At 27.6% G+C, this 23,062-nt stretch carries 22 protein-coding genes, 1 tRNA gene and 1 riboswitch; of the genes, 6 read left to right on the top strand and 17 right to left on the bottom strand.

The genetic code is table 11. From position 1 onward, the window contains the following. Positions 1 to 58: 58 nt before the first annotated feature. Entirely contained in the window at positions 59 to 850 is a 792-nt protein-coding gene (locus tag HF850_RS05215; protein ID WP_169104416.1) for a class I SAM-dependent methyltransferase, read from the bottom strand. Between the two features lie 331 nt (positions 851 to 1,181). On the opposite strand from HF850_RS05215, the gene HF850_RS05220 reads away from it, so the two are divergent. Next, on the top strand, positions 1,182 to 1,445 hold the full coding sequence (locus tag HF850_RS05220) for a hypothetical protein (protein WP_169104417.1): 264 nt from the start codon (positions 1,182 to 1,184) through the stop codon (positions 1,443 to 1,445). 141 nt (positions 1,446 to 1,586) lie between these two features. Here HF850_RS05220 and HF850_RS05225 read toward each other — a convergent pair whose 3' ends face one another. From HF850_RS05225 to HF850_RS05245, 5 genes are all read right to left on the bottom strand, one after another. Further along, positions 1,587 to 1,970 carry a spore germination protein GerW family protein gene (locus HF850_RS05225; protein ID WP_169104418.1) on the bottom strand — a complete coding sequence of 128 codons (384 nt, stop codon included), beginning with the start codon at positions 1,968 to 1,970 and terminating at the stop codon, positions 1,587 to 1,589. A 77-nt stretch (positions 1,971 to 2,047) separates the two neighbouring features. After that, positions 2,048 to 2,707 (bottom strand): DUF2953 domain-containing protein, encoded by a 660-nt coding sequence (locus tag HF850_RS05230; RefSeq protein ID WP_169104419.1) that lies wholly within the window; start codon positions 2,705 to 2,707, stop codon positions 2,048 to 2,050. Between the two features lie 3 nt (positions 2,708 to 2,710). Next, positions 2,711 to 3,184, bottom strand: a complete 474-nt coding sequence (locus tag HF850_RS05235) for a zf-HC2 domain-containing protein (RefSeq protein ID WP_169104420.1) — start codon at positions 3,182 to 3,184, stop codon at positions 2,711 to 2,713. A gap of 2 nt (positions 3,185 to 3,186) precedes the next feature. Then, positions 3,187 to 3,765 (bottom strand): RNA polymerase sigma factor, encoded by a 579-nt coding sequence (locus HF850_RS05240; RefSeq protein ID WP_169104421.1) that lies wholly within the window; start codon positions 3,763 to 3,765, stop codon positions 3,187 to 3,189. A gap of 249 nt (positions 3,766 to 4,014) precedes the next feature. Continuing rightward, on the bottom strand, positions 4,015 to 4,911 hold the full coding sequence (locus HF850_RS05245) for a LysR family transcriptional regulator (protein WP_169104422.1): 897 nt from the start codon (positions 4,909 to 4,911) through the stop codon (positions 4,015 to 4,017). A gap of 188 nt (positions 4,912 to 5,099) precedes the next feature. On the opposite strand from HF850_RS05245, the gene HF850_RS05250 reads away from it, so the two are divergent. Further along, positions 5,100 to 5,774, top strand: coding sequence for a YoaK family protein (locus tag HF850_RS05250; RefSeq protein WP_169104423.1), 675 nt, complete (start codon positions 5,100 to 5,102; stop codon positions 5,772 to 5,774). An 89-nt stretch (positions 5,775 to 5,863) separates the two neighbouring features. On the opposite strand, the gene HF850_RS05255 is transcribed toward HF850_RS05250, so the two are convergent. Next, positions 5,864 to 6,712, bottom strand: coding sequence for a DegV family protein (locus HF850_RS05255; protein ID WP_169104424.1), 849 nt, complete (start codon positions 6,710 to 6,712; stop codon positions 5,864 to 5,866). Positions 6,713 to 7,245: 533 nt separating this feature from the next. Between HF850_RS05255 and HF850_RS05260 the strand changes: the two genes are divergently transcribed. Beyond that, positions 7,246 to 8,388 carry a hypothetical protein gene (locus HF850_RS05260; RefSeq protein ID WP_169104425.1) on the top strand — a complete coding sequence of 381 codons (1,143 nt, stop codon included), beginning with the start codon at positions 7,246 to 7,248 and terminating at the stop codon, positions 8,386 to 8,388. Positions 8,389 to 8,650: 262 nt separating this feature from the next. Here the strand turns inward: HF850_RS05260 and HF850_RS05265 are convergent, their stop codons facing one another. The 5 genes from HF850_RS05265 to HF850_RS05285 all read right to left on the bottom strand — a co-directional run bounded on the left by HF850_RS05265 (position 8,651) and on the right by HF850_RS05285 (position 14,981). After that, on the bottom strand, positions 8,651 to 8,983 hold the full coding sequence (locus HF850_RS05265; protein ID WP_169104426.1) for a hypothetical protein: 333 nt from the start codon (positions 8,981 to 8,983) through the stop codon (positions 8,651 to 8,653). A 222-nt stretch (positions 8,984 to 9,205) separates the two neighbouring features. Beyond that, positions 9,206 to 10,870 (bottom strand): GGDEF domain-containing protein, encoded by a 1,665-nt coding sequence (locus tag HF850_RS05270; RefSeq protein ID WP_169104427.1) that lies wholly within the window; start codon positions 10,868 to 10,870, stop codon positions 9,206 to 9,208. Positions 10,871 to 11,082: 212 nt separating this feature from the next. Beyond that, positions 11,083 to 11,217, bottom strand: a riboswitch (molybdenum cofactor riboswitch). Positions 11,218 to 11,227: 10 nt separating this feature from the next. Further along, on the bottom strand, positions 11,228 to 12,472 hold the full coding sequence (locus HF850_RS05275; RefSeq protein ID WP_169104428.1) for an FAD-dependent oxidoreductase: 1,245 nt from the start codon (positions 12,470 to 12,472) through the stop codon (positions 11,228 to 11,230). 6 nt (positions 12,473 to 12,478) lie between these two features. Further along, the gene (locus HF850_RS05280; RefSeq protein WP_169104429.1) at positions 12,479 to 12,895 is read right to left on the bottom strand and encodes a 4Fe-4S dicluster domain-containing protein; all 417 of its coding nucleotides are present in this window, start codon (positions 12,893 to 12,895) and stop codon (positions 12,479 to 12,481) included. Between the two features lie 13 nt (positions 12,896 to 12,908). Beyond that, the gene (locus HF850_RS05285; protein WP_169104430.1) at positions 12,909 to 14,981 is read right to left on the bottom strand and encodes a molybdopterin oxidoreductase family protein; all 2,073 of its coding nucleotides are present in this window, start codon (positions 14,979 to 14,981) and stop codon (positions 12,909 to 12,911) included. A gap of 303 nt (positions 14,982 to 15,284) precedes the next feature. Between HF850_RS05285 and HF850_RS05290 the strand changes: the two genes are divergently transcribed. Beyond that, positions 15,285 to 16,010, top strand: coding sequence for a glycoside hydrolase family 16 protein (locus HF850_RS05290; protein WP_169104431.1), 726 nt, complete (start codon positions 15,285 to 15,287; stop codon positions 16,008 to 16,010). A gap of 119 nt (positions 16,011 to 16,129) precedes the next feature. Here the strand turns inward: HF850_RS05290 and HF850_RS05295 are convergent, their stop codons facing one another. From HF850_RS05295 to HF850_RS05305, 3 genes are all read right to left on the bottom strand, one after another. Beyond that, complete coding sequence (locus HF850_RS05295) at positions 16,130 to 17,131, bottom strand: GGGtGRT protein (protein ID WP_169104432.1); 1,002 nt, start codon at positions 17,129 to 17,131, stop codon at positions 16,130 to 16,132. Between the two features lie 25 nt (positions 17,132 to 17,156). Further along, the gene (locus tag HF850_RS05300) at positions 17,157 to 17,849 is read right to left on the bottom strand and encodes a hypothetical protein (RefSeq protein WP_169104433.1); all 693 of its coding nucleotides are present in this window, start codon (positions 17,847 to 17,849) and stop codon (positions 17,157 to 17,159) included. A gap of 483 nt (positions 17,850 to 18,332) precedes the next feature. Then, positions 18,333 to 18,644 (bottom strand): hypothetical protein, encoded by a 312-nt coding sequence (locus HF850_RS05305; RefSeq protein ID WP_169104434.1) that lies wholly within the window; start codon positions 18,642 to 18,644, stop codon positions 18,333 to 18,335. A 343-nt stretch (positions 18,645 to 18,987) separates the two neighbouring features. On the opposite strand from HF850_RS05305, the gene HF850_RS05310 reads away from it, so the two are divergent. Further along, positions 18,988 to 19,074: transfer RNA gene (locus HF850_RS05310), tRNA-Leu, on the top strand. Positions 19,075 to 19,445: 371 nt separating this feature from the next. Here HF850_RS05310 and HF850_RS05315 read toward each other — a convergent pair. Both HF850_RS05315 and HF850_RS05320 read right to left on the bottom strand, forming a co-directional pair. After that, positions 19,446 to 20,306 carry a potassium channel family protein gene (locus tag HF850_RS05315; RefSeq protein WP_169104435.1) on the bottom strand — a complete coding sequence of 287 codons (861 nt, stop codon included), beginning with the start codon at positions 20,304 to 20,306 and terminating at the stop codon, positions 19,446 to 19,448. Positions 20,307 to 20,607: 301 nt separating this feature from the next. Further along, entirely contained in the window at positions 20,608 to 22,104 is a 1,497-nt protein-coding gene (locus tag HF850_RS05320) for a methyl-accepting chemotaxis protein (protein WP_169104436.1), read from the bottom strand. Positions 22,105 to 22,318: 214 nt separating this feature from the next. Here HF850_RS05320 and HF850_RS05325 point away from each other — a divergent pair, with 214 nt between their 5' ends. Continuing rightward, the gene (locus HF850_RS05325; protein WP_169104437.1) at positions 22,319 to 22,918 is read left to right on the top strand and encodes a sigma-70 family RNA polymerase sigma factor; all 600 of its coding nucleotides are present in this window, start codon (positions 22,319 to 22,321) and stop codon (positions 22,916 to 22,918) included. Positions 22,919 to 23,062 lie beyond the last annotated feature (144 nt).

Raw genomic sequence — 23,062 nt, forward strand, 5'->3', positions numbered from 1 at the left:
ACAAATAAACTATAGAATAATCAATAAAAGGTGACTATTCTATAGTTTATTTACTTTATTAGCTGATACTCTTTTCTATAACTCCATAAGCTATAGAACCTCTTCTTGTTCCTCCATAATATCTTTGAACTCCTAGTTCTTTTAAATTATTAAGTCCGTATCTCTCTTTAATTACAATTCTTCTTCTACATACTCTTAATGCTTCTTTTATATCTTCTTTAGATAATCCTTCGTGTTCTGTAAAACTTCTAAAAGCATTAATTGATGATGATTTTTTATTAGGTTCTTTAAACATAGGATCAAAATACACTACATCAAAACTATTATCAGGCTGTTTTGAAAGATAGTTTTTATAAGAAGTATTTATTACTTTTATACTATTCATATACTTTTTAGTTTCATCATTTACTTCATTATAGTTTTTTAAACCATCTTGTGCTAAGTAAGCGATATATTTATTTACTTCTGTTCCTACAACAGTACCTTTTTCTCCTACAACACTTGCAAATATTATAGAATCTCCTGCAAACCCTAATGTACAATCTAAGATACTATCCCCTTCCTTTAATTCTGTAGCTTCTATCATACTTTCCTTATTACCTTGCTTTATTGATTTTATCTTAAGTTCAGTCATATTAGGGTGCCAGAATACTTCTGTATCTTCTCCTCTTATTACAAGTTTATCTTTTTCAACTACTAACAAATAATCTAAATTTTCTTGTTTTATAGTTTTATTAATACTTAAATTATTTCTTTTTATATATGATATATTTAAATCTTTAGATATTTTTTCAGCTTTAAGTTTTAAATCTTCATCTTTTTCTCTCGTAGTAGTAACTGCAACATTCATTTTTATTCTTCCTTTGTCTTTTAAATTCTTAATCTATATTTTAATACTATTTTATCATATTTTTATTTCACCATATTTTAAGCTTTTATCATAATATTAATTAAATATTTTCAATACACTTATGCTGATTTGATATCTTTAACATGTTTATATTAACTTTTTCTTTAAATTGATAACAATGTTTTATGCAATAATACCCATAATTTCAATATATATATTTGTTATTTTAAATTGAAAGTTATATAAATAAACTATAAATATAGCATTTTAACTTTAATTTTCAGAATATATATTTGAATAATAAAATTTTTCTTTAAGGAGGTATGTAATAATGAATGCTAAATCTCAAGAATTATTAACACTAGTATCAGACATAAAATTTACAATTACAAAATTAGACCCTGCAAAGCACCAACCATTAATCAATATATTAATGGAATATGCTGAAAAAATTGAAGAAGATCATAAAAACTTCAAATCTTTAATTAATCCTTTCATAAGCAGTGTTGAACAATGTATTTCAGATAATAATATGATTGTTCCAAAAGACGTAACAGTACTGATAGACTCATTTAAGGCTTTTTTACCAAAATAATATTTAGTTATTAAATATTTTAACTATAATAAACCTAATAATTTTGAGCTTGTACTGAAAATTATTAGGTTTATTATAAGAAAGCCCTAATTTTATGTATAAAAATTAGGACTTGTATTATTAAGATATTAAAATACAATTTTAATTGTTCTCTTTATCTTCCTCTATATCATTTTTATCTTTCTTTAAATCAAGTTTAGTTACTATTTCAGGAACCATTGCTACTAATGCTTCAAGACCATTTTGGCTCTTTACTGGAAGCATGCTTACCTCACCATTTTTAATGACTACAATACCATTAGGTGAAATCTTTGCTCCACCTCCACCACCATTTCCTGTTCCATTCATTCCTTTATTGTCAGTACCATTACCACTACCTGATCCACATCCAAACATAACGCTTATAATTGGTATTAATGTTACCTCACCAACTACTATTGGTTCACCAATTACAGTTTTAGTTTTTATAAATTTCTCCAAACTACTAAAAATTGATTCTATGTTTTTATTAAAGTTATTTTCCATAATAAATCCTCCAAAAAACTTTCTTATATATTTTCTAAATATATTGATCAATACACTTTACACTATTTAATACACATTTAAGCTTTTAAAGGTTTCACATCTTTTTGTTTTTTTGAAAAAATATTTTTTCTTACTTCTTTATCTATGATAAATCTTAATGTTCTACTTAAAACTATAAATCCTACCACTTTGCCATAACCATTAATTTTAATATCATACACTTCATCTTTAAATTCTGGCTTAATATTAACAGCACTATTTGGTATAACTGAATTTATTATACTTATTACTCCACATACAATTCCAGTTATAAATGGATTATCAAATCCATATGTTCCTGAAATATTAATATGTTTAGGCTTAACTATATTAATTATATCCTTCAAATACTCATAACAAGTACATATTAATTTCTTTGTAATTTTCATTTTCCTATTAGAATTTTTTTTAACTTTTTTCTTTTTATCTTTATTCTTAATATTATTTTTTCTATTTTTATTAATTGGGAATCCTAATCCGCAAATACTAAATCTCATTTTAATACAAGGCTCTTCTTTTTCTTTATGAACAATAAATTTAATTAATCCAAAAAAACATCTTACATCTGCTATTCCATATATATTGTTATTAATATAACCTTGAAAATTATAATCAAATGGTACAACAAGTAATCCTAATAATAAAATTAATATGATACAGATTACTACTACAATAATGTGTAATATTAGACTAATCATTTATTACACCACCTTTAATGTTTTCATCAATTTAGTATTAACAACTCTGGTTTTAGATAATTTCTTTCTACAAACTTTCTTTGCTTGTTTTTTTATTAAATTACTATATTTATTTAATTTTTCTCCAACCTTTTTACCATATGGATTGTCATATATCTGTCTATATCCCTCTTTTGCTATTCCCAGCATAACCTTTAATCCCTCTTTATAATTACTATATTGTATACTTACTTGTTCATTTTCTATTTTAGATATACAATTTTCAACAACCTGCTCTGATATTATAAATAATCTATTTGGAATAACTATGTCATCATAATTTAACTCTTCTAGCTTTTTATCAAAATCTCGTATTTCTCTTAATTCATTCTGGCACCGGGTGCAGTATTTTAAATGTTCTTCAACAAATATCTTTTCTAACTCTCCTATGGTTTCATCAACATAAGAATATAAAAGTTCCTTATCAAAATTACACATTTTCAGTCCACCTCCATAATATTCTTCAACTTTTTTCTTAATAATGCTTTTGCCCTGTAAATTTTAGTTTTTACTGTTCCAATAGGCACATTGATAATTTCTGATATTTCATTGTAAGATAAGTCTTCATAATATCTTAATATGATTATAATTCTATATTCTTCAGGTATTTCTTTAATATACTTCTTAATAAGCATCTTATTTTCTGTACATATGACATCCTGAAGAACATCTTCATCACTTGAAATAGTGTCACCTAAAGCTATCTCTTCATCATCATTTATATATGCATTCATAGATATTGTGTTATTTTTTATAGTTCTTTTAAAATTAAGGCATGTATTAACTGCTATTTTTCTTATCCATGAACGAAATGATTTATTAGTATCAAATTTATTTATATTATTAAAAATTTTTATATAAATCTCTTGCACAAGGTCAAGTGAATCCTGTGAATTCTGCACATAACTAAAACATAAAGAATACAGATACTTTTCATATGTTTTATATAATTCCATAAATGCATACTTATCATATCGCTTGCAGAGTTCAATTAGTTTTCTTTCCTCATCCACACCCATTCCTCCATATTTTCTCTATATGTATAAATATACTAATGCCTACAATATAAAAATACACCATTAATTGTAAAAAAGTTTCATTAATTATAGATTTTTATTTTTAATTTAAATATAGTTAATAACCATATAAATAAAAAAAGCTTATAATTCATTACTTGAAATGAGTTATAGGCTTTTTTTATTAAACTATATTCAATTTTTGTATGTATATATTTTTTTATTTTCTAATAATATTACTAACACTAGATACTAAACAGATTCTTTTATACCTTCTATAAAGGCTTCTACAGCTTTAGATTGTGGTTTATTTAATTTGTATACAAGACATATCTTTCGTCTTGGAATTTTCTCAATTAAATTTAACTTAAATACTTCTTTTCTTTTTAATGCTTCATCTGCAAAATACTCAGGAACAAACCCAATTCCTAAATCATTAGATACTGTAGGTACAATTAAATCAGTTGTTGCTAGTTCTATGTCTGGATTTAAATCAAGATTATATTGTTTAAAAATTTCTCTAAAAGTCCAATTAGTCATAGTAGTATCTTGTAAACTTATTATAGGATAAGATACTAAGTCCTTTAATGATATATTAGACTCTGCTAATTCTTTATATTCATTTCCTACTATTGCAATATCCTGAAATGTAGCTAACGTCATTATCTCTACACCCTCATTATCATCATATTCTTCTGGAAAAACTAAAATTCCACAATCTAATTCATCATTACGTATTGAATCAAGCATTTTTTGTGTAGTTGAATTATGTATTTTCATTCGAATATTGGGATATTTTTTCTTATATTTTTTTAAATGGGGAAGCAAAAAATAGTGCAATGTTGTTTCGCTTGCACCAAGTAGAATTTCTCCCTTTTTAAACTCCTTTAAAGCTTTCATATCATTTTCTGCCTTCCATATTTCTTCACACGCAATAGATATACGTTTATATAATATTTTCCCTTCTGGAGTTAACTTTACTCCTTTCTTTCCTCTTATAAAAAGAGCACATCCTAGTTCCTCCTCAAGTTTTTGTATGCAGTGAGTAACTGTAGGCTGCGTTACATAAAGTTCCTTTGCTGCTTGTGTAATACTCTTATTTTTTGCAGTTATGTAAAATACCTTATATGAATCAAAACTTACTTGCATATTCCCTCCGTATAATCATAGTTAATATACTCTTATTTTATACTTAAGTATAAATTTTATCTATGGTTATAATGCAAAATATGAATTTTTTTCATATGTAAAGAAGTGCTATAATTATTTTAATGTAAATTAGTATTTATTTCATATTACTTTATTAAGTAATTTGATAAAAAGATTGGAGATTATTAATGGACAGTCAGGATAAATCAAGTTTTTATTTACACAGTATAATGTGTATGGTAGGTGGTTTTTTAGGAGCATATGCTATTTTAAGTAGAAGTGGTAATTTTGGCTCTGCACAAACATCAAATTTAATTTATATTGTTTTATTTATTTTAGGAAATAATTTCAAAAGCTTTCTTCTACATTTATTATGCTGTATTGTTTATTTCATGGGAATAGAAGTATATGTTTTTCTTTCTAATAAAACAAATGTGCATCTTCAGAGATACAGTATTATAATCAACATGATTGGATGTATAGTACTTAGTCTAATACCAAAAGATATTGATCCATTTTTAGGACTTCTTCCTCTTTTCTTTATGATGTCTACTCAATGGAGCATCTTTCATGGAAGTCATGGATATAATAGTTCAACTATTTTTTCTACAAATAATTTTCGTCAAACCGCTCTTGGCATTGGTGAATATATATGTAGTGGAGATAAAGTTCATTTAGATAAAGTAAAATACTTTGCTAATTCTTTACTTTGGTATCATGTTGGAGTTGTAGCTTCATTCTTTGCATGTAAAACTTTTGATGTACAGGCTTCTTTAATAGCATTAATACCATGCTTTATTGGCTTGTTAATATCATATAAAGAAAGTGAAACTGTTTTAGTAAATAATAAAACTATGACATAATAATAAAAGATAAAATCATTAATATATTTCAATGATTTTATCTTTTATTATATTCTTAATTATTAAGTTTATATTTTTAACAATACATACTACTTTTCCCATTTTTTGATTGTTTGTATTGTAACGCATCCTGGACCACCTTGTGTTGTAAATACTGGTCCTAGTATGTTTATTTCAATGTACGCATTTGGTATTCTTTCACTAATTGTTTTCTTTATTAAATCTAAAGTATCTTCATCTAAATATGCATGAGTAATAAATATATTGTGATTTTCATCAACACCAGCTTCAATTAAATCATCACATATTTTACTTAATGCTTTTTTCATTGTTCTTGCTGTTGTGAACTTATCTAATCTCTTGCTGTCTTCAGATAAAGTAACAACTGGTACAAGATTTATAAGACCTGCTATACGTCCAACTAATGGTGATAATCTTCCACCTCTTACTAAATAATCGAAATCTTTTGGTATAAGATATGATTTTGATGTATCTATAAGGTTATTTACTTCTTTTATAATTTCATCTTTGCTCATTCCCATGTCAACCATTTTAGCAGCACATTCTACTGCATATCTATGAGGCATACATAACGTTCTAGCATTTATTACTTCAATATTTTCACTATGTTCACACATATTTTTAGCCATACACGCACTATTATATGCTCCAGAAAGCCCATCTGCCATTGAAATATGTATTATTTCATCATCTGGATATTTTTCATATAAATTAAGAACTTCACCAACTGATGGTTGCGATGAAATAGGAAGATGTCCTTCGTTAATTATATCTATAAACTCTTTTGTAGTAATATCTTCATTTTCTCTATATGTCTTACCATTTATTGTCACCAAAAGTGGTGCAATATCTATATGTTTTTTCTTTCCTTCTTCTATACTTAAAAGTGTTGATGAATCTGATATTATTCTAATCATTTTTATACTCCCTTATTTCATTTACTAATACAAATCTATACTCATAATAGCCAAATAGCTAGTTACTTTTTCTAAATCATGTAGTTTTAAAAACTACATGATTTAGAGTAACATTAAAACAGTTTTTTGTCAATATATAAAGAAAAATCATAAACAATCTAAATATTTTATTATATTAATCTAATCATAATAAACTTTATATATTTAGCCCATATGCTTCTATTATTTTCTAAACTTTTACTATTATTTCTCATATAATTCTTTTTACCACATTTAAGTTCTACTTATATTTTACCATTTATTTTATTTATGAACAGCCTTTAAAAAAATAAATTTATAAAATCGTAATATTTAGAATAAATTGCTCTTCTTCAAAATTTCTCACCTCAAATAAAAATATTACATATATTAAGTATTAATCAATGAAATAAAAGGGAACTTAACGAATATTTAAGTTTAAAAAACTTACCAAGATTAATGGATTTGATACCAAGCATCCAGGTAATGCAAGACAAAATAGCTATGCATGGTCAATGACAGAGCTTGGTGACTATATCTATGTAGGAACTGCACGTAATATGTTCTCTACTACAGCAATTTCTTTTGGTTTTTCAGATTCTAATAACACCATAAGCTTACCTCCATCATTAGTATCAGGTAATGATAACTGCGCTGAAATATGGAGATATAAAAAAGATAATTCTGGCCCATGGCAAAGAGTGCTCAAAACTAAGCCATATGAAAAAATATATGGATTTAGAGCAATGATTACTCATGTAAGCAACAAACCAGCTATATATGCTGCTTCATCTGGAGAAAATATTAATTTATATAAAAGCACTGATGAAGTTAATTGGTTAAAAAATCAATGGACATTGGTAGGAAATAAAGTTTTTGGAGATAAGCTTAATTTCAGTACTTTATCTACAGGTGTATTTAATGATCATTTATATGCAGCTTTCACAAAAAAACTTCCACTAGCTTTGTTTATGCCTCTAGGATTTGATTTAATTCGAATTGATGAAAATGATAACTGGGATTTAGTTGTTGGAGGAAAACCCATAGTTCCTTCCTGTCCAAGTACTGGCAAAAGGTGTGATAAAAGTTTATCTGGATATGACTCTGGATTCAATAACTTATTTAATGTTTATGGATGGCAGATTCAAGAATATAAAAATAATCTAATTATTACAACTTATGATGGTTCCACAAACATTAAAGCTATTCTGCAAGCATATTTATACGACAAGGAAAATTATATAAAACAAATAGGTTGTAAAAATTATTATACTTTAATAGAATGCTATAAAAAAATTCTAAATCTTATATGCAAATACAATTATCCTGAAGGATTTGATATATATGTATCTAAAGATGGCTGCAAATTTAAACCTGTCATACTAAATGGATTATATAATCCGAATAATTATGGAGGAAGAACTCTATATAAGACATGTGATAATAAATTGTATTTAGGTACTGCTAATCCATTTGATGGACTTGAAGTGTGGGAAGTATTATCACGACAATATTCAACTCATTCAAACACCTGCTTCTCAAGTAAAGAAATAAAATCATACTTATGCAATTTGAAAGCTTTAAATAATGCAATATTAGAATTATATCCTTCTATTTTGAAGATTTTATATAATTCATTAGATTCTGCTTCTCTATAAATTTTATATCTTAAGAATATATTTTACCATTTTACTTTTTATGATATATAATTCATTATCCAAGCATCATTTTTTAATAACTTTACTTTGTTCACATTTTCTTAATTGTTTTGACACCATACTGTAATGTTTCACCTTTAACATTAATAATACATTAGATAAATCTTTCCTTGTTAGATAGATTAGTTATGTATAAATAAATTAACTCAAAAATAGAGCAGCTTAATTATAGTTTAGCTGCTCTTTAAATTTAATATCTATTTTATTCTCTAAGTAATCTTTCTACTAATTCTTTTGGAACCATAAGACTGCTTAAATCAATATTTTTAGGATTATCTAAAAGTGTGTAATCCTTAAGCCATATGTTTCCATCTACTATTCTACATTCAGCTATAGGTTCTTCCCCTGGACTATCTTCATAAACCTCTTCAAGTATTTCATTCTTTGTTAATACTACAATTCTTCTACATGGTTCTTCGCTTTCTCCATAAATATTATAAAAACTATTATATGAGTCAAAATTTCTAACAGATGTGGCTATTTTTAAAAACAGTCCATTTTCCTCTGCTGTCTTTTGTGCATTTATATATTCCATTCTCTATTCTCCTAACATTTTGTTTATATCAATATATACAATATTACTATAACATTCATAAATTATCTACGTCTTCATTCTGTTACCACAATAATATCTTCTAGATAATAAAAAATTATACTAAATCAAGACTTGACTGACAAAAATAATAAGCACCATTTCAGATTATTAATCTAAAATGGTGCATTATTACTATATGTTTAAAATTTATAATCTACCTATCTAACTTATAATTGCTCCTGCTTTAATTTCAGTTTTGTTAATGTACATTTTTTGGTCAGCTTCTAAGATTGTATCAGTTATTTTTTCATGCCTAATATTATTATATTCACATGTACCTAATGCGTAACTTATATAAATTTCTGATTTTAAATTATACGCTTGGACTTTTTCATCAATCTTCTTCAATTCTTTTCTTAGTTTTTCTTTTGTATTATCTAAAAAAATTATAATGAATTCATCTCCGCCAATCCTATAAGCTTTATTATTTTTGCTAAGTGTAGTTCTCAAAATCTCTCCAAATTTTCTAATCATATTATCCCCAGTTATATGACCATAGGTATCATTTACATTCTTTAATCCATTAAGGTCAATAACAGCTACTTCTATGGATTTATAATTATCCTTATTCTTTTCAATAATTGAAATATCATTTTCGTAAGAATTTCGATTATAAGTTCCTGTAAGAACATCTACATATGCTAAATTCTGATAAAATGCTTTCTCTTGCATTTCATTATATAATCTTTTACATTTCTTAAATTGATGTGTAGTTTCAAGTATTATAAAAATTAAAACCCCTATTATTATACATTGACCAACTTCAAAACATTCTATATAATATAATATAGTTTCTGCCATACCTCCTGCAACTAAAGCTATTACAGATCTTTTTAGCACTTTCTCTTTTTTAGACTTAACAATTGTTATTACTGCTATTATTCCTGATGAAAATAAAATAATATGAGTATAAATAAGCATAGCTCTTAACTCTCTTTTTCCTAAACAATATATAATTAACTGTCCTATAAAATTTCCAAGATTAATAATTATTAATGACCTATATATTTTTTTAACTCTTACTTCATCACATCTGTATATAATAAAAAGTAAGGGCATTCCAATCAATGATAATAGTAAAAATTCACAAATATATATTATTTTTCGATTAGGTATTATAAGATAAATCCACTCAATCTGACACATTAAATAACAACCGCATAAAATAGAAAAAAATCCTATATTAAGAATTTGTATTTCATCTAGTATTTTTCTCACAATAAATATATATATTATTGATATTAATATTCCCATTAAAATAAATATTGCAGATATAAATATTTTTAATATACCATGGAAATAATAATTCACTATTATACTTCCTTTATCACCTATAACTGGAGTTCTTATATTATATGACTTTATTTTAAATTGTGGAATATATTCAATTGTAAGTTCATGTGAATTAATGTTACTTATATCTCCAAGATCCACAAAAAATAATGCACGTCCATCACTTTTCCCTATTCCTTCTTTAGAAGACTCATAAGTATAAATTACTTCATTATCTAAATAAACATTTATATCACAATAATCTGCTCTAATACTTAATCCACTATTTTCTTTAAATAATTCTTTATCAATTTTTCTACTAATTTTAATAGCTTCATTCTGTTCTAGTTTTACACTCAGTGGCAAATTAATAATCCTATCTTCCTGCCCTGTAATATACCATTGTTCATCTAACTTTACGACTTCATTAATATAATTATTATTGTATCTAATATTTCCCGACTTTATAAAAAAAAGTACTAAACTTACTGATATTATACCTACTATAAGTAAAATATTTTTTTCTAGTAAATATTGCTTCTTAACCCTCTCCATAAATTATCCTCTGTTCAATATAAAACATTATACATTTCTATTTATTTAATTATTTCTTATTAAAATCTATAAAATTATTCAAAAAGTTATTAATTGAAACAAATTTTTCCTAATACCATAATATAATATACCATAAATTATATATATATGAAATATATCCTTATTATATTTTTTTATATTATAGTTTACTTTTTTTATTTTTCTATATACATTTAAATATAAATTAACCTCCTTTTCAAACACGGAAGGCTGCCTTGTTTCCTACTACAACCCTGAAGACTATTGTCTTGACGCAGTATCATAGATTAAAAATCCTTAGATACTTTTGTTCGGAGTTAATTTTATTAATTATTTTTATTACTGCTGTTTTTGATAATAATATCTATATTTTTCATCTTCATTAAAGAAATCAGAATAATCCACATTGAACAAAGGCTTCTTTATTTTAGATATATCAATTTCTCTTGCAATAAGCTGAGTTAAAACTCCTCCATAGGATATATTTCCTTGAAGTATAGCACCATATATTTTTCCATCCTTATGAATTACTTTTTTATAGTTTCCAACTTCATCTTCTTCACTTTCTATACTATAAGTATCATCAGGTGGAGTATTGATTCCCAATGACATTGTTGGAATACCTAAAAAGTTCATTGTAGATTTACTAGTAAAGAAATCTTTTATTTCAGTATCTAAACCCATCATATTATCTGCTGCTATAAGGCCTTCTTTAGTTGCAACTGACCAGATAGGACCTCTTCCTGTAACGTCTCCTGCTCCATAAATATCTTCTACATTAGTTCTTCCTCGAGCATCAATAATTAATCCAAATTTATCACATTCTACAGGTGTATCTTTTAAAAATTCCACATTTGACCTTACTCCTGCACAACATACTAAAAGGTCACAAGGAATAAATTCACCAGTTGTTAATTGAATTTCTTTAATATATTCATTTTCATCAACTATAAGCTCTTTAACACCTTTTCCATAATATTGTTTAACACCATGTGCATCATAAGCTTTTTCATAAGTTGAAGCTGCTCTCTTATCTAATTGAATAGATAACATTCTATCCTGCATTTCTACTAAAGCTAACTCTTTACCATAATCTAAAAGTCCAGTTATTACATCTATACCTACAAGGCCAGCACCCATGATTACAATATGTTTACAAGATTCTTTTTTAGCTTCTTTCATTATGTATTCACAGTCATCTAAATTTCTAAAACCAATGGAGTTTTTAGCTTCTTTTAAATGTGGTATTGGTGGAAAGAAAGTATGAGCACCTGTTGCTATCAAAAGCTTATCGTATCCTTCTTCATTACCATCTTCTAAAAGTATCTTTTTCTCTTCTACATTTAATCCAGTACAAGCTACTCCATTAATCCATTTTATATTGTAAACTTCCCAAAAGTCATCTTCCATAAATTCAAGACGTTTAAGATCTCTAAGACCTTCCATATAATAATGAAGTATGCATCTTGAATAAACATGATTATCCTTTGATATTACAGTTATTTCAGCATCATTATCTATTTTTCTAAGCTGTCTTGCTGCATTTATTCCAGCAGCTGATGCTCCTATTACTACATATTTCATGGTTTTCTACACCTCCTCTAAAGTTAATGCATTCATTGGACATCTTGCTACACATTGAGGATTACTACCATCATCTGCACTACAACTAGTGCACATATCACATTTCATTATTTTCTTATAAGCAATTCTATCTGCCTTTAATACACCATAAGGGCATGCCATTATGCACATATAGCAGCTTGAGCATCTACTTTCATCATATAGAACAAAACCACTATCTTTATCTTTTCTCATTGCACCAGTTTGACAAGTATAAACACATTCTGGTCTATCACAATGCCTACATAATATAGGTGCTTCAGTTAATTTACTGTCTACAGTTACTCTAATTCTTGAATCACAAGAATCATGACTTACTGTACAGGCTGTAACACATGTTAAACATCCAATGCACTTGCTTCTATCAATTCTTATCCTTTTCATATACTTATCCCCCTTAATGCTTTCTTATATTAACTGGTGTGGTTTTATATGATGGTTGTTTTGAAAATTTAGCATATATGCTTGGGGTTAACTTATTACATTCTATATAATGCATAGGTGCATATATATCTCCATATTGAACATTGTCAGTTGACCTTACTACAAAATCTGCAGACTCACCATTTATGGAATCTAATGTTACAACCTCATTTTCCTTAATACCTAAGTCTTCTAGTAGTTTTGTATTAAAGAAAGCATAAGCTTTTTCAGATGTTACATCTGTTACCCATTTAATTTCTCTAGTTCTAGTTAAGGTATGCCACTGTCCTGCTGTTCCTCTACCGTTATTTAATGTGTAAGGGAATTCTTTTGTATTTGGAATAGGATTCTGCATAACCTCTTCAAATACAAAGTGAGCTTTATTATTTTTAGTATAGAATTTACCATTTTCAAATAAACGTCTTTGATTATTTACTAATTTATCTCCTTCTTTAAATGGCCATTGAATTCCTTTAGAATTTTCAAGCTTATCATAATCTACCCCAGTTATTTCACAAGGCATATATCTTGAACATTCCTTCATTAAATTAAAAGCATCTCTAGGAGTTTTCCATCTTTGAAGAAGATCTCCCATGCCTAAAGCTTTACCTAATCCAAGAAGAACTTCATAATCAGTTTTTTCATTTTCTTCTTTTTCCAAAACTGGACGCATAGCTGATACTCTTCTTTCAGTGTTAATATATGTTCCTTCTTTTTTTATACCTGGAACTACTGGTAAGAAAACATCTGCTAATTTTGAAGTATCTGTATCACCATATACATCCTGAACAACTAATAACTCTAATTTTTCCATAGCCTTTTTAAAGGTTGAGTTATTAGTCCATGAATGTCTTGGATTTGTACATATTACAAATAATCCTTTTATTTCACCTTCATTAATTTTTTCAACTATCTCATTGTAGGTTATAGTTGGCTCGTGAGCTAACATATTTTCATCTATACCTAGGACTTTTGCAACTCTTAATCTTCTCTCTTCGTCCCTATAATCTCCTCCACCAAATAATCCCGTTGTATTACTAAATACTCTTGAACCCATAGCGTTACTCTGACCTGTTATAGAATTTGCTCCTGTACCTGGTTTTCCTATATTACCTGTCATTAATGCTATATTTATAATTGCTTCTGCTATTCTTACTCCTTCATAACTCTGATTAACTCCCATCGTCCACCATAATGAAACTCTTTTTCCTTTATGTATAAGCTCTACTAATTCCATTATTCTCTCTTCAGAAATTCCAGTAGCTTCTGCTGCTTTTTCTATAGTATAGTTCTTAACAAATTCCTTAAAGTCATTAAAGCCTTCTGTATGTTCTTCAATAAAGTGTTTATCTATATAATCTTTTTCTATCAGCATATTAGAAACTGCATATAGTAAAGGTAAATCGCTCTTTGCTTTAATTCCATACCAGTAATCTGCATGAAGAGCTGTTTCTGACCTTCTAGGATCAATAACAATAAGTTTTTTATCTCTATTTTCTCTTATTCTTCCCCATAAAATTGGATGAGCAACAACAGGGTTAGAACCTATTAAAATTATAGTATCAGAAAGTTCTGCATCATTTAATGTGTATGGAGGTGCATCAAATCCAAAACTATGCTTATGAGCCACAACTGCTGTAGACATACAAAGTCTAGTATTACCATCAAGATTAGTCTGCAAAAAGTTTCTCCATATATGACCAAGTAAAGCAAACTCTTCTGTTGTCAGCTGTCCAGTACTTAAACCTGCTATACTTTCTTTACCATACTTCTCTTGTATGCCTAATAACTTTTCTGCCACATATTTATATGCTTCTTCCCACTGCATTTCCTTAAAACTGCCGTCTTCTTGCTTTACTCTAGGCAAAGGTGAACATTTATAAAGCGTAGTCTGCTTATCAAGATTAAGGCCTTTTATACAAGAAAACCCATCATTAACGGGATAGCCTTCAGTAGGTATAACTTTTACAATCTTGTTATCTTCCACATAAAAATCTAAGTTACACGCAAGTGCACAATAATTACATGTTGACTGAACCTTTTTCATAGTATTCCTTCCTTTTCTTTTAAATTTAGATATTTACATAATTATTATGCCCAAATGCTTTTATATAATTATTTATTTATACAATTAATTAGAAACCATAAATAGGAATTATAATATTAAGCATTATATTTTTATAAAAACAATTATAACTTTTGTTTTAACAAGAAAAATAATTCGAAAAAATCTATTGACTACGTTTACAAAAAATGTTTATACTTTAATTGTAATATTTTTACATTTATTTCAAAAAACTTTTTTTCTAAAACCGGTTACGAAATTTAAATTTTAAGGGGGATGTTTACTATGAAGATTAAAAAATATTTTAAATTAATTACAATGGGTGCAATCATTATAAGTTCATTAACAACACCTGTACATGCAATTGTAAATACACACTTTGCAGATGAATTCAAATATTTTAATTCAAGTAAATGGGAAAAATCAGATGGATGGAGCAATGAAGGTATGTTTAACTGTACTTGGAGAAAGAATAATGTTAGCTTTTGGGATAATGAAACTATGCAACTAAGCATTTATCAAGATTCAGGTAACAAACCTTATTCTGGCGGTGAATATAGAACACGTGATACATTTGGTTATGGTTTATATCAAGTTAATATGAAACCAGCCAAAAACCCTGGAGTTGTCTCTTCTTTTTTCACATATACAGGTCCAACTGATGGTACTCCTTGGGATGAAATAGATATTGAATTTTTAGGTAAAGATACTACTAAAGTTCAATTTAATTATTATACAAATGGTGTTGGTAATCATGAATATGTATATGATTTAGGATTTGATGCCTCAGAGTCATACCACACTTATGCAATCGACTGGAAGCCAAATTATATAGCTTGGAGAGTAGATGGCAAAGAAGTTTACAGAACTTATAATAATATACCTTCACATCCAGGTAAAATAATGCTTAATGTATGGCCAGGAATAAATGTTGATTCATGGCTTGGAAAATATGATGGAAAAACTCCTGTTACTGCTTCTTATAATTGGATGGCTTATGATCCAGTATAGCGTATAGAAAAGCTGTCGTACTAATTATTTAGTTCGGCAGCTTAAATTCCTATACTACAAAAAATACTCACATCTATAGATTTTAAAACCTATAAGATGTGAGTACCCTAGTCAAAAGACTATTTGCTCATAGCTTCTTCTACAGCAACTGCACAAGCAACTGTGCATCCTACCATTGGGTTGTTACCCATTCCGATAAGACCCATCATTTCCACGTGAGCAGGAACTGATGATGAACCAGCGAATTGTGCATCTGAGTGCATTCTTCCCATAGTATCTGTCATACCGTAAGAAGCTGGACCTGCAGCCATGTTATCTGGGTGAAGAGTTCTTCCTGTACCACCACCTGATGCTACTGAGAAGTATTTCTTACCTTGTTCTACACATTCTTTCTTGTATGTTCCAGCAACTGGATGTTGGAATCTTGTTGGGTTAGTTGAGTTACCAGTGATTGATACGTCAACACCTTCCATATGCATGATTGCAACACCTTCTCTAACGTCGTCAGCACCGTAACATCTTACCTTTGCTCTTGGTCCGTTTGAGAATGCTTTTTCTCTAACTACTGTTACTTTACCAGTGTAGTAGTCGAATTTAGTTTCAACGTAAGTGAATCCGTTGATTCTTGAAATGATGTATGCAGCATCTTTTCCAAGACCGTTTAAGATAACTCTTAATGGTTCTTTTCTTACTCTGTTAGCTTTTTCAGCTATTTTGATAGCACCTTCAGCAGCAGCGAATGATTCGTGTCCTGCTAAGAATGCGAAACATTTAGTTTCTTCTCTTAAAAGCATAGCTCCTAAGTTTCCGTGTCCTAAACCAACTTTTCTATCGTCAGCAACTGATCCAGGGATACAGAATGCTTGTAATCCTTCTCCGATTGCTTCAGCAGCTTCAGCAGCCTTTGTGCAACCTTTCTTTATAGCTATAGCAGCACCTAAAGTGTAAGCCCATCCAGCGTTTTCGAATGCGATTGGTTGAGTTTCTTTAGCTATTGTATAAGGATCTACTCCTTTTTCAGCACAAACTGCCTTTGCATCTTCTAAAGTTTTCATTCCGTATTTTTCTAATACTGGAGTGATTTGGTCTATTCTTCTTTCATAACTTTCAAATAATGCCATTTTAAATTTCCTCCTTCACAAATAATTAGTTATGTCTTGGGTCTAATAATTGAGCAGCATCATCAACTCTTCCGTATTGTCCTCTAGCAGCTTCTAAAGCTTCGTTAGCGTCAACACCCTTAGCGATGCTTTCCATCATTTTTCCTAAGTTAACAAATTTGTATCCGATGATTTCTTTATCTTCGTCAACAGCTACTTCTGTAACATATCCTTCAGCCATTTCAAGGTATCTTGGTCCTTTAGCTAAAGTTCCGTACATAGTACCAACTTGTGATCTTAATCCTTTACCTAAGTCTTCAAGACCTGCTCCGATTGGTAATCCACCTTCAGAGAAAGCAGTTTGAGTTCTTCCGTAAACGATTTGTAAGAATAATTCTCTCATTGCTGTGTTTATAGCATCACAAACTAAGTCTGTGTTTAATGCTTCTAATATAGTTTTTCCTGGTAATATTTCAGAAGCCATTGCAGCTGAATGAGTCATTCCTGAACATCCAATTGTTTCAACTAATGCTTCTTGGATGATACCATCCTTAACATTAAGTGTTAATTTACAAGCTCCTTGTTGTGGTGCACACCAACCTATACCATGAGTTAAACCTGATATATCAGTGATTTGTTTTGATTGTACCCATTTTCCTTCTTCAGGAATTGGTGCTGGTCCATGATTAGGACCTTTAGCAAGTACACACATTTCTTCAACTTCTTTTGAATACATCATATATTTTTGCTCCTCCCTAATTAATAGATATTCACAACTATTAAACCTTATTTCTAAGTTTCTAAATTGTCCTGGACATAATATATCCCAGCGGGGCGTTTTTACCCTATTACTATTCTAGCAAATGATTTACGTTCGAACAACCTTTATTTTAAATTTTGTCCACTAATTTTTCATTTTTTTTACTTTCTTCTTAAAAATCTAATAATTTCAATATTTTTTCAATCTATAAATCACCAATCCTATATCCTATTAATTTTATATTTTTGAATAATAATACAAAATATCTATATTTTATAAAATTACAAATAAAAATCACCATTATTTCTCTTGATTTTTTATTTACATATGATATAACTCAAAAACAGCCATAATAATTATCACTGATAAAGATAATCTACAAGAAAATAATTTAATAGCTAATTCATATATTTTTCAGCTGTATCATTACATAATATATGATACAGCTATTCTTTAATAAAATTACTTTTCTTTGCTTACTTCTTCTTTTGTTCTCGAACTTCTCTCTTTATTTGAATACTCAAATCCCAAAACGTCCTGTGAATTCTTTGCGTGCGATGTTATCGAATTTGCACCTCCAGATTCAGTCTCATTAACTGGAATACCATCAATCAAATTATCATTTTTATTTCCTTTAGTATTATGAAGTAATTCATCCTTACTTATATTAAGAACTGGTGCACTATAAGGTACATCCCCATACGCTTCAACAGATGATATATTAGTATCTGTTAATCCCATTGTTACTCTACTTAAATTTATACTGTCACTCAAGAAAAACATCTCCTTTAATTTAATATCTCTTTATTTTTGTTTATGATATCAAAACTATTTTCTCCTATATAGCATTTTCAATACTTATACTATAAGTATTATATTTTCTATTATAGTTAACACTATTATTAGCTTGTAATTTTTATATTAATTTATCTAAGTAATTCAAACTATTACTTATAAATTCATACGTTATCACTAGTCTATATTAAATAATATTGTTCTTAAAATCATTTACAATAAAATATTAAATATAATTACTATACATATTATAAGAATATTTTTCAAAAAATTATTGAATTTTTTTTATATACATGCTAAAATAATTTTTGTCGGTTAGTATGCCGCTGTGATGGAATTGGCAGACGTGGTGGACTCAAAATCCTCTGGTAGTGATATCGTGCCGGTTCGAATCCGGCCAGCGGCACCATTTATTTCCTAGAATGGCTGTATTACTTGGTTTAAACACCTTGTAGTACAGCTATTTTTGTTTACTTGGTACTATAATTAATAACACCTCACCAAATTATTTTGTTACTTTTCTACTATATCCATTCCCCCTCAATACTCATTCTACAAGCAAATATATAAGAATATATATTCATTTATATTTAAGAATATTTATTCTCTTAAATATAAAAATATCAGTATATAAAAATTAATTAATTTAACAAAAAATAATGGTTTTAATATCTATGTATTTAATCAAATAAAGAGAACAGATATTTATTTAATCACATATAAATACCTGTTCTCTTTATTTCTAATTATTAAACTCATCAAGTAAAATTCCAAATCAATTTACTTTTTTTTATCTTCTTTCCCACTTAGTGCTATACCTAAACCAATATACATAAGATAAAACATTCCTATTATTTCTAATATAACTATAATTTTTGCAATAATATTTTTAGGTACAATATCCCCATATCCTATTGTTGAGAAAGTAATTATACTAAAATAAATACCATTAGTCATAATCTGTAAAATGCTATTTACGCCTTCATACATAATTGAGTTAGAAAAATTCAATTGATCACCAATCTCAATATTTAATTGCTGCCCCATATAAGTATGTGTAGTATCAATAGCCATGAGCATTGTAAATATAATAGCAAATGATACTATATATAAAACAATATATCTACAGAATTCACCAACATTAAATAAATCTTTTTCTTTATATAGTTTAAGTGCAAGTTTACTGAATGTATATGCTAAATATAAAGCTGTTAATAGAGTAAACAAACTAAATCCTTGAAAAAACTTTTCAAGTGAAGCATGATATATAATTTCTGCATATTTATTTTTACTTAGCAATATAGAGAAGGATGGAAGAAAAAGAAGTGATGCAATACCAAATAATACGGCATACTTATCCTTTTTAGTTCTGTTATATATTGTTGCCAAAATAATCATAGCCAAAAAGATTACTATGCATACCGACAATAAAAATCTTACTGATAAATTTATAGATACAGTTTGTATAATTCCAAAAGCAGTTAATCCATATATGGGAATAAATAAACTTATTATACATTTAATCATTGCAAATTTATCTTCTAATAATCTCTTTAAGTATGAAGTATAGAATAACAAAGTACTCAGATACATAATCCCCCAAAAAATAAATACCCCTATCCAAATCCCTATGCTCTCCATTTAAATATCTCCCTCATAATAAAATATATTTTTTATCACAACATAAATTATACATCAAATATTCACTTTACATATATTTATTAATCTTCTTCAATACATCTTTAATAATATACCTTTAATAATATATAAAATTAAAACATTTAAATTATATATATTAATATTTTTTATACGTGTTTATTTTCATTTTGTATTAAAATTTCACTATAAAACTTCAAATATACTAAATCCATATTAAAATATACTTTTTTTATTGCATAAATAAACGAGTAAATCTTTTAATTTAAGATTTACTCGCTTATTCTTATTTTTCAAAATGATTTTCTAAGTTATTCATTAATATATTTATTCTATCACTTATGGCTTCAAGTACTTGTATTTTTTCTAAATTTTTTGCTGAAATATTTATGCTACCTTCAGATAAAGCTAATGTATCATCTGATATTGTTTCAAGTGATGATATACTCTTTTGTACTATTTCACTTGCTCTTGAAATATCATTCATAAGTTCAGAAACATTTTCAACCTGTCCCTTTACTTCATTCATTATATTTTCTATCTTTTCAAAAGATTCAGTTGTACTAATTACAAGTGCATCTTCTTCTAAAGTCTCTCTTACAAGGCCCTCAACATCTTTTACAGATGCTTCTGTATCCTTTTCAAGTTCAACTATTATTCTTTCTATATCTGAAGCATTACATTTACTTTCTTCTGCTAATTTAGCTATTTCTTCTGCTACTACTGAGAACCCTTTTCCTGCTTCACCAGCTCTTGCTGCTTCAATTGCTGCATTTAATGCTAAAAGATTTGTTCTATCAGCAATTTCTCTAATTACACTTGTTATAGTTGCAATATTAGCTGATTTATCTGCAAGCAATTTCATCCTATCATTAACTTGAGTACTCATACTATTAATATTACTACTCTTATCACCTAAAACATTAACATTTTTAGTTCCAATATCAACAGCTTTACTAGCCTCTACTGATGAAACCAATACTTTTTGCGCCTGAGATGATGTATTATCTATTTTCTCTATTATTTCATCTATTAATTTCACTTGAGCTTGTACACTCTTTGATGTATCTTCAGCTCCCTTAGATATATCTCCAACTGATTTATTAACAGTTATAGTACTTTCTCCAAATTCATTTACTATTATATTTAATTCTTTAGAATTTGATCTTACCTCACTAACAACTGATTTAAGCTCATTAATCATACCTTCAAGTTGAATTTTTTGTAATTCAACTTCTAAAATATTATTCTCAACATTATCATTAGTCTCTCTTAACGCTCGGCTTATATAACATAAACTAGGTACAAAGAATAGTATTATTAGGATCATTATCATTGCTTCTTTTTTATTCACATTTGTCAAATTATTGTATAAAAACAGTATTATTCCAACAGCTGTACCTGTAGTATGTACAGCAAATAATTTTCTATTTCTATATAATACAAGTAATATTGCTCCAGGATAATATATAGTTAATACTGCCGGAACATTAGAATGCCATACTGTTGATATAAATGTAATCAGACATAATACATTAAACAACCATGGTAATTTCATACTCGCTGCATCATTTTTTAATATTATTGCTCCACCAATTCCAATGCCTAACGTTGTTAATACTGATATTAAAAACACCAAAAATTCTTTTTCTCCAGACTTGTACTGAGTGAATTCTGCAATTGCACTAAAAAAAAATATAGCTGTTGCAGTCAAATGAACAAATTTATTTGTCTTTCTAAAGTATTCATTTCTAATACTTTTTATTTTTTCATTATTTTCCATAACCTTCTCCTCTGTTATTTATAAATTTACCCTTAAAAAATATTTTATACTTATTTTTCGAATACATGTATTTTAACTTTATAGAAATAAACCATTTTTTTATAAATATTATAAAACTTAAATTTTTTTATTATTTTCCCAAAATTAGTCACCACTTACGTTTTCACCAATGCTAAAATAAAAAAACAAAAGATATTAATTTAGGATGTTTTTTATGAACTACGATTATATCGAACTTTTAGTTAAGGAATCAAAAAATGAAAATGAAGAATCCAAGAATAAACTTATAGAAGAATTCAAACCTTATATACTCAATATCTGTAAAAGAACTTTTATACATGGCTATGATTTTCAGGATATTGAAAATGAATGTTACAGAATTTTATTTAGATGTGTTGAAATTTACAATATGGATACACATAGATTTGTTGCTTATGCTACCAATGGCATAAAAAACAGTATAAATTATCTTATTAAACACAGTATAAAATATAAAGATATAAATGGAGCATATACTCATACACTTACCCCTGAAATAGAACAATCTTTAAAATCAGATGAAATGAATACAGAAGAACTTCTTTGTGCAAAATGTGACTGTGAGCAGTTAAAATATGCTTTATCAAAACTTAATAAAAAAGAAAGCGAATTAATAGCTTCTATATTTTTTCAAGGAACAACAGTAAAGAACTATGCCAAAGAAAAGGATCTATCATACTCTACTATAATCAAAAGAAAACGTTCAATATTAAATAAACTCTTTAATCATATCAATATAACCAATTCTTCAGATAATAATCCTAAAATTTATTAAAATCAGCCTCATAAATCGAGTAGGAGGTAGACAATTATTTTGTCTACCGACCTCTCAGTCGAGTAAGTAAGAGGAATTGCACCTCAAACTTCTCACAGAACCGTACGTGAAAGTCTCCTTTCATACGGCTCTTATCATTCAACA

Source organism: Clostridium sp. SM-530-WT-3G (genome assembly GCF_012843905.1).
Lineage (GTDB): Bacteria > Bacillota > Clostridia > Clostridiales > Clostridiaceae > Clostridium.